The organism is Marinitoga lauensis (assembly GCF_004135675.1).
GTDB lineage: Bacteria > Thermotogota > Thermotogae > Petrotogales > Petrotogaceae > Marinitoga > Marinitoga lauensis.
In genome coordinates this window covers 1-14104 of sequence record NZ_QHLX01000011.1, presented here as the reverse complement: position 1 = coordinate 14104, position 14104 = coordinate 1, and the positions used below count along the sequence as shown (strand labels likewise).

The window sequence follows — 14104 nt, the reverse complement described above, 5'->3', positions numbered from 1 at the left end:
TCGGGAAGCATATCTTCAGTAAGATGTGAATTATTATAAATGTTATTTATTAGATTTTTTTCATGAAAATCTGAAAGCATCAAATTAAAAAAATACATCTTCTCATAATCACTTGAAAAGTATTTAATGATTTTATCTTTATCTCCTTCAAAAATCAATTTTAAAACATGACTTTTTGTAAAATGTGTTTTTTCTATTAATGCTGTATATGTTGCAAAAAACAATTTTGGTATCTTTCTTTCATTTTCTTTTTTTAATTTGATTATATTATCCTTAAAGATTTTATTTATATGCATTTTATATAATTCATTTTTTATTTCATACGGATATGTTTTTTTATATGTCAAATCATATTTTTGAATAAATCTTTTTAAATCCATAGCGTTTAAAGTTTTATTTTTCAACCTTTCTTTGCTTTTTTATAAATAAAATAATTCAATTTTTTATTTAGCGCATATTCTTCTATTTTAAAAACCGGGCATTGCATATTTCCCATAAGTGTTTTTAAATCTGGAAATGCTATTAAAGCATTACGAATAATTTTTAAAAGACCAAGGACTCTTATATCATTGTTTAATTCTTTTGCATTTATAATAGTATCAATCCAGTTATATATATAGTTAAAATCGTCAAAGTAATAACCGATATAGTATTCCAGTAAATTAGCTATAATTAAAGCTTTCTTTTTATCTTTATTCCTTATCCACCATGTTGCAGAATTTAAGCCAGCACACATCATTGCAGGGTGGTTAAATCTTCTTGCATATAAAAAACCATTTATAAATTTATCATAAGCTTCATTATATTCTTCTTCAGACAATAATCTTCTAGCCTTTGAATATTCTATTATTGCTCTTTGAACATCACTTTCCTCATATGATCCACTGTAGCATTTCAAAAACTCAAAATCTTGATTTAATTTTTCTGCTAAAGCTTTTAATCCAGGAATAATTATTCTTCTTGCATACGAAGAAATATTAGTTATATTGTTTTTTAATGTATCGAAAATCTCTTTTGATTTCTCAAAATTATTCATTCTTGAATACAACAACACAAGTTCATACCTTGCAAGTTCTCTTAATATTGTTGTTGTTGTTGTTGAAATAGTTTTATTAGCATAATCGATAGCTGAATAATAATCACTTTTCCATTTTGATTTTAATAAAGAAATATAATACTTTAAAGGAATATCATTAATATTGTTTTCTATATAATTCACAATAGGTTTTGAAAAACTTCCGTACTCGACTATATCTATGATATTTTAAGAAACATTTTATTAATTTTCATATATTATCACCAATCAAATCGTTACATAATTTACTAAAATTTAAAATTGAAATTGCCACTATTTTTTAGAATGCGAAATAAAAAGAATTATTATATAAAATATACTATTAAAACACATTATACAATTCACAAATAATGTTACACAGAACTTTGTAACAAAAATGTAATTTTGTTGCAAAATCAAATCCCTGATAAATAGAGACTTATTAACATTGCGGTAATAGTTGAAAATCATGTTAGAATTGCTAAAATAAAAATTGGGAGGTGATGGGATGAAAAAAATTATAGTAGTTACATTAATCATACTTTTTCTATTCTCCAATATATTATATGCTGGAGATGATTATGATTATTCATCAACTAATTCAACCAATCCTCATATTCAACAAGAAATTTAGGAATAAAATTTCTTATTTAATGATAATAAGATTGTCGTAAGTATTATATCAAAAATTATTAAAAATTTTAATTTTCAGCCGGCTGTCTTATAACTAAAATATAATAGGAGAGATTATAATGGATAATATTCATATAATAAAAGAATTTAAAAATCAGGTAATTAAAAATACTAAAAAAGTTGCTGTTATCACTACAGAAAGAATGACATATTCTTATGAAGAAATAGACTTAATTACTGATAATCTTGCAGGTTATTTTTATTCCATTGGAGTAAGAAAAGGAGATATTATTCCAATAATAATGAAAAGAAACGAATTTTTATTATTTACAATACTGGCTCTTTTTAAGATAGGAGCTGCATATACTCCTATATCAGATAATTTCCCCAACAATAAAGTAATGGAAATAATTTCTATGTTTCCAGATAAACCTGTACTTGTCAATTCAGGATACGAAAAATATACTTCATTTATTAACAATAATATCATTAATGTGAAAAACGGAACAATAAAAGAAAACACTTTTATTAAAAATCTTAATATAGATAATTATGCATATCTCCTGTTTACATCTGGTAGTACAGGGAAACCAAAAGGAATATTAGCTAAACACAGAAATCTTTCATGGATAATGAATGTATTACATTTAAATTTTCCTGTTTTTTCAGAAGATAGATACTTACTTAGCACTCCATTTACATTTGATGTATCATTGACAGAGTTATTCGGATGGATAAAAGGTGGCGGAAGTTTAGTTATTCCATATAAAACCGATAAAGAATTATTTAAAGAGTTATTAGATATTATTTATTTATATAAAATTACACACTTAGCCCTTTCTCCTTCAATATTAAGTATGATTTCAGAAAGTGCAATGCTTTCAGAAAAGTGTAAAAATTTAAAATACTTAATGGTAGCTGGTGAAATTTTTCCTGTTTCTTTAGCAAATAAAGTCAGACTGTCTTTGAAAAACACGCATATTTATAACTTATATGGTCCCACTGAAACAACTGTATATGCAACGATGTATGAAATAAAAAATAATATTAAAAAAAGCGTACCAATTGGCAAGCCATTGAATGGTGTAAAAATAAAAATAAAAAACGAAAAAAACAATGAAAATAGCGTAGGAGAAATATTGATTGGTGGAAATGGAGTTACAGATGGATATTATAATAATAAGGATTTAACAGAGGAGAAATTCATATTAATCAATGGTGAAAAATATTATAAAACAGGGATTATGGATATATAAAAGATAATAATATTATTTTTGTTGGAAGAAGAGATTCACAGGTTCAAATAAATGGAATTAGAGTTGAGTTAGAAGAAATTGAAAACATAATATATAACAATTTTGATAATATAAATCAATTAAAAATAATTTACTATAAAAAGAAATTGATTTGTTTTTATATTTCAAACAAAGAAATTGAAAGTACTAAAATTAAAAATTTATTGAAGAAGTATTTAAATGAATATATGATTCCAGAATTTTACATAAAATTAGATCAAATTCCTCTGAATAATAATAATAAAACAGATATAAAATCATTAAAGGATATATTTGAAAAATACTATATGCAAATTCTGGAGATCAAAAATAATATTTCAGATAATATTATAAAGCAGAAAATAAAGAGCATAATTAAAACCACATTATCTTATGAAAGCGATATTCCAGAAGATTTATCCTTTTTTATGTTGCCAGGTGGAGACTCTTTGTCCTCGATAAGATTAATAACAAATTTAGAAAAAGAGTTTGGTATAAATCTATCTGATGATTTTATATATTTATACCCAACTATTAATTCAATGGGAAAATACATTGAAAAAGCTATAAATAAATCAAATCATTATAATAATTATTTAATCTCGACAACAAAAGAAAATATTTCAGAAGAATCTATCGAAGAGAAATATAAAATTTTAAGTCAAAAAATACTCAGTGGTAATTTTATAAAGAAATATGAAACCCATTATCTTCAAAAAGTATATTTTTTTGATAATTTCAATTCCTTTATTCATATAAATATAGATATTCCTTTAACATATAATTTAAGCAAAATCACAAAAGCGTTAAATGAACTAATAAGAAAACATGAATTATTAAGGAGTAAAATTATACAGGAAGATACGCTGTATTTTGTTGAACACAACAAAAATTTTGATATTTCAGAAGATATTTTAATATTTAAAAATATAAATGAAGAAAAAATCAACGAAAAAATAGAAGATATTCTAAAAAGATACAGATTAAATAATCTATTATACAGGTTTTATATAAATTATACCGAAACCCACATGAGGTTAAATATGATCTTTTCACACCACATAATGGATCAAAAAAGCGTTCATATATTAAAACAAAGTTTTTTTGATATATTAAATGATAAAATAGAAAATAAGAACAGGCCACATTTTTCAGATTTTGTAAAAATAATAAAAGAAAAAAATAATAACTATAATTTCTTATTGGACGAATATACAAAAGAGCTATTTGAAGTTGAAAAACATAGTTTTGTTCCCTATACAGATGATGAAATATTAATAGATTCATTTAAAATTATTAATAATCTAAAAAATAATGAAAGAATTATTTTTATAGTTAAAATGATCCTATCAAAAATATCAAAAATTATGGGAATTGATGATATAATTGCAAGTACAATTATGAATTATAGGAATTTTAACAACAAGGATTTTTCAAAAAATATAGGAGATTATCATACCTCTGTTGTATTTAAGTATAGTAATAATTGGACTGAAAATGTTTTTGAACAAAAATTTTTAAAATTATTAAAAAGATATGAAAATGGATATCAACCTCAACAATATATTTTTAAGGATTATCCTGAAATGAACGAATTACAGAAAAAAATGGAAGTGGCTTATGATTTAAATGTATTAGTCTCAATTAATTATCTTGGTGAAATTCGTCAAATTGAAAAAAAAGAGATTATTAATAAGTTAAAGAAAACCCGAAATACATTAAAAGCCTTTCCAGCTAAAAAGATATATATAACAGCATTTACTGAAGAAGAAAATTGCTTTGTTTATTATCTAACTGCACCTGAAAAGTTAAAGGAGGTGTTATTATGAAAATATTTTCTAAGAAAAAGAATCAACTTTTATTAATTTCGGGAAACGCTGTTTCATATATGGGAGATTTGTTTTTTTTATATGCCTTTAACTGGTGGTTAATATCAAAAACTGGTGATACTAAAATCATAGGAATAATATCATCAATAGTAATACTACCAATGTTACTTTTAAATATAATTGGAGGCACCACTGTAGATATATTGAATAGAAAAAAATTAATGATAATATGTGATTTTATGAATGGTATATTAATGATTTTTCTAGGTATTATTTCCATTAATTATACTTCAATAAAAATGATCGCATTGATTTATATTGCATCTTCTGCTATTTTTGCAATTTTTTCAATTGCAAGTCGTTCTATTGTTTCTGAAGTAATTAATAACGATGATATTGTAGATTTTAATGCGTGGTTTACAAGTGTGGAAAATATAATAAAAGTTTTATCTCCTATAATAAGTATTTCTTTAATAAATATAGTTCCAATATATATTATATTTCTAATAAATGGAATAACATTCATATTTTCAGGGTTTCTGAAATTTTTATAGATTATCAATACAATAAAAAGAACCATGAAAAAAGAAAAACGGAATTGTTTTATTTAAAAACGGAATTAAATATATATGGATAAATAAAAACTTAAGAACCATGATATTAACAGCTTCATTAGTGAAATTTTTTATAGCTGGTTATAACCTTTATATTCCATTGTTTTCAAATAATATATTAAATTCTTCAATAGCATATTCTGGAGCATTAACTTTCGAAGCACTGGGGCTATTTTTGTAGTTATAACTTCTAAATTATTTTCTAAATATGATGAAAAAATAATTACTAATGGAATTATTTTTATTTTCATGGGAATTTCATTATTATTAATTCAATTCAAAACGCTTATTATCTTATATATAAGTACGTTTTTATTTGGGTTATTTTTAGGGCAATTCAATGTTTCTTTTTTTAGTTATGTTCAAAAAAATGTTGATTCAGAGTATCAAGGTAGAGTATTTTCTGTAATTTTTACTCTTGTAAGTATATTAATGCCACTTGGAAACTTAGTTTTCGGATTTTTAGGAAAATACGTTATTCAATATGGTTTTTATATTATTGGTTTTGGAATAATATTAATTTCATTATATTTTATTGTAAAAAATAATGTAAGTTTGGAATATAAATAAACGTATATACGAAATACCCTTACAAGAGGATAAATTAAGTATGGCTCATTCTATCGAATGTAGGGTACCTTTTGTTGATGATAACAAAATGTTAAATTTAGGATTATCTATTGATAGTAATTTAAAAATATTCGATAAAAGAGAAAAATATATATTAAGAAAAGCATATGAGAAAATTTTACCAAAAAATATTACCGAAAGATATAAATATCCTTTCCAGAACCCCAAATAAGTATGATTATATAATAAAAAATTTGTGTAAAAATAATTGGGAAAATATAATAAATAATCATATAATTTCTAATTTGATAAATACAAAAAGTTACTCTAAAATAGAAGATTATAATCCAAAAGAATTGTGGTGGTTAATAAATATTTATAGATTTTCAGAAGTTTTCAGTTAATAATATTTAAAATAAAAAATTTTATTAATATTTATTTTAATTATAATCTTTTAATAAACACAAAATTATTTAAGGTCTCTGGAGCCAAACTCTTCTAAAATAATAGCTGCCTTTTGGCAGCTATTTTAATTCAAACCTTTTATAAATTTCATTGATATTTCTTAAATAATAGTCTGGTGTGAATATTTCATCAAATTCTTCTTTTGAAAACAAACTTCTAATCTTATCATCATTCCACAAAATTTCTTTGAAATTCTTTCTATTATCCCACGCTTCTAACGCATATTTTTGAACAAATTTATATCCTTCTTCCCTGCTTAATCCCTTATCTATTAATGATAATAAAACCCTTTGAGAATAAACCAAATTATATGATCTCTCAAACGTTTCTTTTATTCTATCTTCGTTAACTATAAGATTTTCTATTAGATATTGAGTTTTTTTCACCATATAAAATGCTATTAAGGTTGCATCTGGTAAAAATACCCTTTCAACAGAAGAATGGGATATATCCCTTTCATGCCATAATGCTATATTTTCATATGCCGCTACAGTATAACTTCTAAGCATTCTTGCCATACCTGTTAATCTCTCACATAAGATAGGATTTTTCTTATGAGGCATAGCTGATGAACCACGTTGTCCTTTTTTAAATGGCTCCTGTGCTTCTAAAACTTCTGTTTTTTGCAAATGTCTGATTTCAACTGCTATTCTTTCTACCCCGCACCAATCAATGATAAGGCAGAAAGATATTCTGCATGTCTATCCTTGGTACAACCTGTGTTGCTACTGTTTCTGGTTTTAATCCCAATTTTGATAATGCTATTTTTCTATTTCAGGGTCTATATTAGCATAATTCCCAACCGCACCACTCAATTTTCCAAATGAGATATTCTCAATTGCCAATTCAAATCTTTTTATATTTCTTTCTAATTCTGCTAAATAAGATAACATTTTTAATCCAAATGATGTTGGTTCTGCATGAATGCCATGAGACCTTCCTACTGTGTATAAATATTTGTATCTTACGGCTTTTTCCTTTAAAATTTGAGCTAATTTTTTCAATTCTTCTAAAATCAGTTCTCCTGCTCTTTTTAATCCCAAAGACCATGCAGTATCCACTATATCTGAAGAGGTTAATCCTTTATGAAAATATCTTGCTTCATCGCCCATACCATCTGTAATAGATTTTATAAATGCTATCACATCATGATCCACAACACTTTCAATTTCAAGAATTTTATCTACATCAATTTTTGCCTGGGTTCTAATTTTTTTGCTGTACCTTTTGGCGCTATTCCTTTTCTTCAAAGGCCTCTACCACAGATAATTCTATTTCCAACCATCGCTTATACTTTTCTTCTTCATTCCATAATTCCTTCATTGGCGATAAAGAATATCTTTCTATCATTTTTTCCCTCCATATTTTAAAAAATATTATTTCTTTTCAATTCTTTTAAAGTACAAACTCCCATATGACCTGGCATTATCAGGACAGTTTCTTCTTTTGTTTTAATATATTTATTAAATTTATCTAATGATTGAAACATTACTTTTTCATCACCATACGGAAAATCTGTTCTTCCTATTGATTCTGAAAAAATAAAATCACCAGTAAAAATAAAATCACCAAAATCATATACCATGGAACCAGGAGTATGGCCTGGATAATATGAGGCTAAAAATTTTAAATCACCATAATTATAGTATCCTTCATATAATTCTTTATAGTGAATATTTAGTTTAAATTCATCAGAAAATAAAAAACTGAGATTAACAGAAGAATCTGTCAATCCCGTTTTTTCTTTTTCTGGAATCATTATTTCAAAATCGCTAAAATCTTTTAATCCTGCTATATGGTCATAATGCGTATGTGTAACAAGTACCCTTTATATTTAAAAGAGCTTATATCAAAAAGTTAAATATTAATCTATTAAATTTCCCTGGATCTATTACAATTATCGTCCTATTTGTTGTAATTACATAAGTATTTACACCAAACGGAGGTAAAATAAACAAATAAACTCTACTAACCTTATTTTCATAAAAGGAAATATATCCATTTTCTTTACTCCTAATCATTATTTTTTAATCTTCTTAATAATTCTTTTTTCTTTTCTTTCATTTCTTTCATACGTTTTTTAGATTCAATAAAAATAGAATCAATATTCTGCCCTTTATATTCTAAAAGACCATAACTGATTGATATTTTATATACTTTATCTGTAGTTATATTGAATTTTTTTACAAAATCTACCAATCTTTTCAAAATCTTTTGAGATATTTCAAGGTTTACATATCTTAATACAATTAAAAATTCTTCCTCGCTTATTCTAAAAATAAAATCCCTATCCCTGATAGTCTTCTGCATGATGCCAACTAATTCTAAAATCATTTCACTTGCTTCATTTTTTCCATATCGTTCTAAAACATTTCCATAGTTATCCAAACTTATATATATTACACAAAAACTTTCTTTATTGCTTATTATTTTTTGAAACACCTTTATTGAACCTTTTTTATTAAATAGTTTAGTCAACTCATCCTTTAACGCCATATCATATAAAAGCTCTTTTTCCTTTTCAACTAATTCAAACTTCTTTTTTAAATTTAATAATTCATTTTCTTCTTCATTTATTCTATTTGAAAGAGTTGTTACTAAATGAGAATAATATTTAATCAAAGTATCAATTTCTAAAACATTTGTTTCAACTTCTTCTATTTTTCCATTTTCAATATTTTTTATTAGTTTTATTAAAGGTTTTTCTACTTTTCTTGTATTATAAGCTATAACCAATGCAAAAATCAAAATGAATCCGCCTATAACTAACATTGAAATATATATTAAATAATTTTTTATTTTTACAATATCAGAGAAATTTATTTCCACTTTTGTTAAAACCATGAAATTAAAGCTACTTTCACTACCGCGCGGTTTCCATTTAAAGTATACATATACTTTCTTACCATCAGATTTTTCCTTTATTATATAATCTTTTATTTCTTCATCGGAATATTTTAATTTAGTAAAAATATTCTTTTCTTCATCATCTAGCAATGGGTAATTTGAAGAAAATGGAATATATGAATTATTGTAAGTATAAACTCCTTCAATAAAATTGAATTTTACAATAGAAATATCTTTCAAAAAATTAGGAATATTTTTTTCATTAAGTAATAATCCAACTTCAAATATATTACCATTTTCCATCATTTTATATCCATATATTCTTGGATTATTTGTTTTTATTTCAAAAGAGATTTTTCCTATAAATTTTTTATCTTTTTCCAATGTTTGCTTTAAAAATCTCCAATATTCAGGAACTCTTAATGATAAATTCAAACCCAAATCATTATTATAATCAGTCTCTATTATTACTCCATTTTTATCTATTACATAATAATTTACATTTTTTATTATTTTTTTTTCTTCTAAAAATTTTATTTCTGGCATTGAAAATATAGCTTGTTTATTACCGGTTTTATAGTTTGAATATGCTTCATTCAAAATCTCCGATAAAATTTGTTCATAATTTCCACTATGAAATGCAAGATATTCCATACTATTATTATAATATTTTGAAATGGTTGTAATAGAACTTTTTATAGTTGAATTGTATAAATGTTTAAACAATATATTTTCTGTTACAAAAATGATTACGATCATTATTATTCCTAATGTTACCATTATAACAAATGTATTGCTGAACAATAAATCCTTCAATCTTTTTTTATTCAAAACATTCACCTCCCATTCCCCATATTATTATACAATAAAATTACTAAAAAAGAAAATCAAATAATCAAAAAAGTTATAAAAGTTATTACTTCCTCGAAATCCTATTTTGACCTAATTTTAACAGTATTAAAGTAAATTCACTGTATAATATAGTTTAGAAATAAATCATAAAAAAAGGAGTGTTGAGCGTGCAAAAAGAATTATTATCAGAAGAAAAAAATGTAAAAAGATATCTTGTAAAATTTGACAAAAATGATATTACAAAAGCTGAAGATCAGATAGTTAGAGAGTTAAATCAAAGATATACTTTTCATGGATTCAGGAAAGGAAAAGTTCCAAAGAATGTGATGAAAATTAAGTTTGGTGAAGACTTTGTTGAAATGGTTAGAGAAATACTAATTGAAAAAGTAGAAGAAGAATTCAAGGATGCAAAGGTTTTATTTGGTCCATATATTGAATCATTTGCATTAGATAATGAGATTGCAGAGGTTGAGGTATTAATTCACGAACACCCAGAAGTCATTTCAACAAAATTTGAAGAGTTAAAAGTTGAAGTTCCAACAGAAAAAGAAGTTGTTGAAAAATTTGTTGAAGATAGAATCAAAGAATTATTAGAAGAAAATCCAATCTTAGAAGAAAAAGAAGAACCTGCAGAAATTGGAGATTTAGTAAAAGTTAAATATACAGTTTTAAATGAAGAAGGTAAAGAATTATTCAAGGATAAAGAAAGCGAATATGTATTGTATGAAGAAGATAAAAGGCCTATGGTTACTGATTTAATTGGTAAGAAAAAAGGCGACTATGTTGAAATCAATAGAGAATTTGAAGATAAAAAATATTTATATCAAATAACTGTTGAAGGTGTATATAAAAGAATTGTTCCAGAACTAACAGATGAAATTGCAAAAACATTAGACGCAGAAGTAAATTCAGTTTTAGAATTAAAAGAAAAGTTATCAAAAGAAGGTGCTGAATCCTTTAGAGCATGGAAAGATGATTATATTAAAAATTACATTCTTGCTGAATTACATAAATATGTTGAAGTTGATGTATCTGAAGAAACCATCGATGACTTTGTTGAAAAAACTTTAGAAAGAGTAAAACAAAGTGGAAAATACGATGAAGAAGTGGAAAAATATGGTGGCGAGGAAGAATACATAAACGAATTAAAAGAACAGGCTTTAAAATCTGTAAAAGAAATGACTATAATAAATAAAATTGCAGAAGAAAATAATTTGAAAGTTGAAGAAAAAGAATTAAGTGAATCCATACACTCATTTGCTCACATGTATAGAATTCCACACGATAAAGCAAGAGAAATTATTTATTCAAACGCAGAAATTTTAGGTAATTTAATGTGGGATATTTTGAGTAAAAAAGTTGCTGAACATATTTCAAAAAATGTTGAAATCATTGAAGTAGAAAATTTCGAAGAAAAACAAAACGAAGAAAATAAAGAAGAAAATTAATAAAAATTCAATAAAACAGGGATTAAATCCCTGTTTTATTAATTAAAAACACAAAAGCTCTTCGCTTCGCGAAGTAGTTGGACTGCTGACAAAATAAAATAATCAAAATAATATTCACTCATCCGGTGAAAATTCATATTCCTTAAAAATAGACTAAAAATAAAACTCATTCAGACGCTTGATTGCTTTTCTGAAAAAATCAATCATTCTCAGCCGGCGCTCAGATTTTGCATCCTGCAAAAGCTTCGCTCAAAAAACATCCTGTTTTTTGTCGGCTTTCATTCATGATTTTTTCAGGCAATCTGCGAGTCTTCTTTCGTTTTATTTTTTTATTCTATAAATATCTTTTGGATTTTTCAAGGATTCGCTCATATTATTTTTTCTTATTTTACTTTGTACTTCATCTACAAACTGACACTTAACTTTGTGAAGAAATGTTAGACCTTCCGCTGTGTGGAAAGCTAGAGAGGTGATCTTATGAATATTATAGATGTGATTTCAAAAGATTTGAAAGTTAAAGAATGGCAAATTAAAAATACTATTGAATTATTAGATAACGGAAATACCATCCCTTTTATAAGCAGATATAGAAAAGAAGCCACTGGTAACTTAACTGAAGAAGAAGTAAGAAAGGTTTCAGAACTATATCAATATTATACAGAATTAGAAAAAAGAAAGGAAAGCGTTATAAAATCCATAGAAGAACAGGGAAAATTAACTGAAGAATTAAAAAAGAAAATCTTGAGTGCTATGAAATTAAGTGAAGTAGAAGATTTATATCTTCCTTACAAAAAAAGAAAAAAAACAAAAGCTGATGTTGCTATTGAAAACGGCTTAGAGCCTTTGGCACAAAAATTACTACTTCAGGAAATTACTGATATTGAAAAAGAAGCACAAAAATTCGTTAATGAAAAAGTCAAAACTACAAAAGATATTTTGGAAGGTGTTAAATACATAATTGGTCAATATTTCGCTCATAATGAAAAAATAAGAAAAACCTTAAGAAATGATCTACTAAAATATGGAAAAATAGAAAGCTCCAAGAAAAAGAAATTTTTAGAAGAAAAAACAAAATATGATATGTATCATGAATTTTCTCAGGAAATTTATAAAATACCCAACTACAGAGTGTTATCAATTAATAGAGGAGAAAAAGAAGGTGTTTTAACGGTTAAACTTTCAATTGAAGAAAAATATATAGAAAAACTTTATAAATCTTATTTAACTAAATTTCCTGAAAACAATAAAATAATAAAAGAAGGGCTTGATTATGGTTTTAAAAATATGTTATTCCCTTCTATTTCAAATGAAGTCAGAAATATTTTAACTCAACGTGCTGAAGAAAAATCAATAGAATTATTTTCTAAAAATTTAAAAGAATTATTACTTACACCTCCTTTAAAAAACAAAAGAGTCTTAGCAATAGATCCTGGTTACAGAACAGGTTGTAAAGTAGTTGCTTTAGATGAATCCGGAAAATTTTTAGAGAATAATACCATATATCCTGTACCACCACAAAATGATTTTGAAAATGCTGAAAAAATTGTTTTAGAATTAATAAAAAAACATGATTTAAATCTTATTGTTATTGGCAATGGAACTGCATCAAGAGAAACTCAAAAGTTTATTGTTGATACTGTAAAAAAACATAATTTAAATTTAAAATACATATTCGCAGATGAGTCTGGAGCTTCTGTATATTCTGCCTCAAAATTAGCTGTAAAAGAATTTCCTGATTTAGATGTTACTGTAAGAGGTGCTATTAGCATTGGTAGAAGAATACAGGATCCATTAGCAGAATTTGTGAAGATAGATCCAAAATCTTTAGGTGTTGGTCAATATCAGCATGATATGAATCAAAAATTACTAAAAGAAAAATTAGAAAACACTGTAGAACATGTTGTAAACCTTGTAGGGGTTAATTTAAACACAGCATCTTCTGCTTTATTACAATATATTTCTGGAATTACGCCAAAACTTGCAGAAAATATTGTGAAATATAGAGAAGAAAATGGCCCTTTTAAATCACGAAAAGAATTACTAAAGGTTAAGGGTTTTGGACCCAAAGCATTTGAACAGGCCGCAGGTTTTTTAAGAATTTTTGACGGAGAAAATCCTTTAGAAATTACAGGTATTCACCCTGAAAGTTATGAAAAAACTGAAGAGTTATTAAAATTTTTGGGTTTCAAAAAGGAAGATATCCTCAATAGTGAAAAGTTACAATTAATAAGAAATAAATTAAACAAATACAATACAACAGAAGCTATTAAAGAATTAGCTGAAAAATTAGAAATTGGAGAATTTACCTTAAAAGATATAATTTCAGAATTACAAAAACCCGGAAGGGATTTAAGGATGAATTGCCACAACCATTATTATATGAAGATGTCTTAACACTGGACGATTTAAAAGTTGGAATGATTTTGCAGGGTAGAGTTACAAATATAACAGATTTTGGAGCATTTGTTGACCTGGGAATCAAAGAAAACGGTTTAATACATAAATCAAATGTATCAGA

General features: G+C 25.2%; 13 protein-coding genes and 3 pseudogenes. 9 read left to right on the top strand and 7 right to left on the bottom strand.

Annotated elements, in window-relative coordinates; genetic code table 11:
- Window positions 1-404: pseudogene (locus DJ007_RS16415) on the bottom strand (hypothetical protein); the annotation flags it as partial.
- Complete coding sequence (locus tag DJ007_RS13975) at window positions 401-1219, bottom strand: hypothetical protein (RefSeq protein WP_129410118.1); 819 nt, start codon at window positions 1217-1219, stop codon at window positions 401-403. The gene DJ007_RS13975 and the pseudogene DJ007_RS16415, both read right to left, overlap by 4 nt.
- Before the next feature lie 343 nt (window positions 1220-1562).
- Here DJ007_RS13975 and DJ007_RS19545 point away from each other — a divergent pair, with 343 nt between their 5' ends.
- From DJ007_RS19545 to DJ007_RS13950, 6 genes are all read left to right on the top strand, one after another.
- The gene (locus tag DJ007_RS19545; protein WP_276318806.1) at window positions 1563-1688 is read left to right on the top strand and encodes a hypothetical protein; all 126 of its coding nucleotides are present in this window, start codon (window positions 1563-1565) and stop codon (window positions 1686-1688) included.
- A gap of 118 nt (window positions 1689-1806) precedes the next feature.
- On the top strand, window positions 1807-2943 hold the full coding sequence (locus tag DJ007_RS13970) for an AMP-binding protein (RefSeq protein ID WP_129410117.1): 1137 nt from the start codon (window positions 1807-1809) through the stop codon (window positions 2941-2943).
- A 203-nt stretch (window positions 2944-3146) separates the two neighbouring features.
- Window positions 3147-4790 (top strand): phosphopantetheine-binding protein, encoded by a 1644-nt coding sequence (locus tag DJ007_RS13965; protein WP_129410116.1) that lies wholly within the window; start codon window positions 3147-3149, stop codon window positions 4788-4790.
- Window positions 4787-5344 carry an MFS transporter gene (locus tag DJ007_RS13960; protein ID WP_129410115.1) on the top strand — a complete coding sequence of 186 codons (558 nt, stop codon included), beginning with the start codon at window positions 4787-4789 and terminating at the stop codon, window positions 5342-5344. Before DJ007_RS13965 ends, DJ007_RS13960 begins: the two co-directional genes overlap by 4 nt.
- A gap of 177 nt (window positions 5345-5521) precedes the next feature.
- Window positions 5522-5974 (top strand): MFS transporter, encoded by a 453-nt coding sequence (locus DJ007_RS13955; protein ID WP_129410114.1) that lies wholly within the window; start codon window positions 5522-5524, stop codon window positions 5972-5974.
- The gene (locus DJ007_RS13950; protein WP_368359942.1) at window positions 5967-6206 is read left to right on the top strand and encodes an asparagine synthase-related protein; all 240 of its coding nucleotides are present in this window, start codon (window positions 5967-5969) and stop codon (window positions 6204-6206) included. Before DJ007_RS13955 ends, DJ007_RS13950 begins: the two co-directional genes overlap by 8 nt.
- A 292-nt stretch (window positions 6207-6498) precedes the next feature.
- On the opposite strand, the gene DJ007_RS18440 is transcribed toward DJ007_RS13950, so the two are convergent.
- From DJ007_RS18440 to DJ007_RS13935, 5 genes and pseudogenes are all read right to left on the bottom strand, one after another.
- The gene (locus tag DJ007_RS18440; protein WP_240739657.1) at window positions 6499-6828 is read right to left on the bottom strand and encodes a hypothetical protein; all 330 of its coding nucleotides are present in this window, start codon (window positions 6826-6828) and stop codon (window positions 6499-6501) included.
- A gap of 180 nt (window positions 6829-7008) precedes the next feature.
- Window positions 7009-7551: pseudogene (locus DJ007_RS18435) on the bottom strand (lyase family protein); the annotation flags it as partial.
- Window positions 7552-7805: 254 nt separating this feature from the next.
- A pseudogene (locus DJ007_RS13940) lies at window positions 7806-8252 on the bottom strand (MBL fold metallo-hydrolase); the annotation flags it as partial.
- Between the two features lie 31 nt (window positions 8253-8283).
- A complete protein-coding gene (locus DJ007_RS14995; RefSeq protein ID WP_165974203.1) occupies window positions 8284-8460 on the bottom strand; it encodes a hypothetical protein in 177 nt (58 codons plus the stop codon).
- Window positions 8453-10117, bottom strand: a complete 1665-nt coding sequence (locus DJ007_RS13935) for a GGDEF domain-containing protein (RefSeq protein ID WP_129410111.1) — start codon at window positions 10115-10117, stop codon at window positions 8453-8455. Before DJ007_RS13935 ends, DJ007_RS14995 begins: the two co-directional genes overlap by 8 nt.
- A 188-nt stretch (window positions 10118-10305) precedes the next feature.
- Between DJ007_RS13935 and tig the strand changes: the two genes are divergently transcribed.
- The 3 genes from tig to DJ007_RS20630 all read left to right on the top strand — a co-directional run.
- A complete protein-coding gene (gene tig, locus DJ007_RS13930; RefSeq protein ID WP_165974202.1) occupies window positions 10306-11586 on the top strand; it encodes a trigger factor in 1281 nt (426 codons plus the stop codon).
- A gap of 477 nt (window positions 11587-12063) precedes the next feature.
- Complete coding sequence (locus DJ007_RS13925) at window positions 12064-13980, top strand: helix-hairpin-helix domain-containing protein (RefSeq protein ID WP_240739656.1); 1917 nt, start codon at window positions 12064-12066, stop codon at window positions 13978-13980.
- Window positions 13981-14003: 23 nt separating this feature from the next.
- Window positions 14004-14104, top strand: a 101-nt coding sequence (locus DJ007_RS20630) for a S1 RNA-binding domain-containing protein (protein ID WP_368359940.1), incomplete at its 3' end; no start/stop codon positions are given.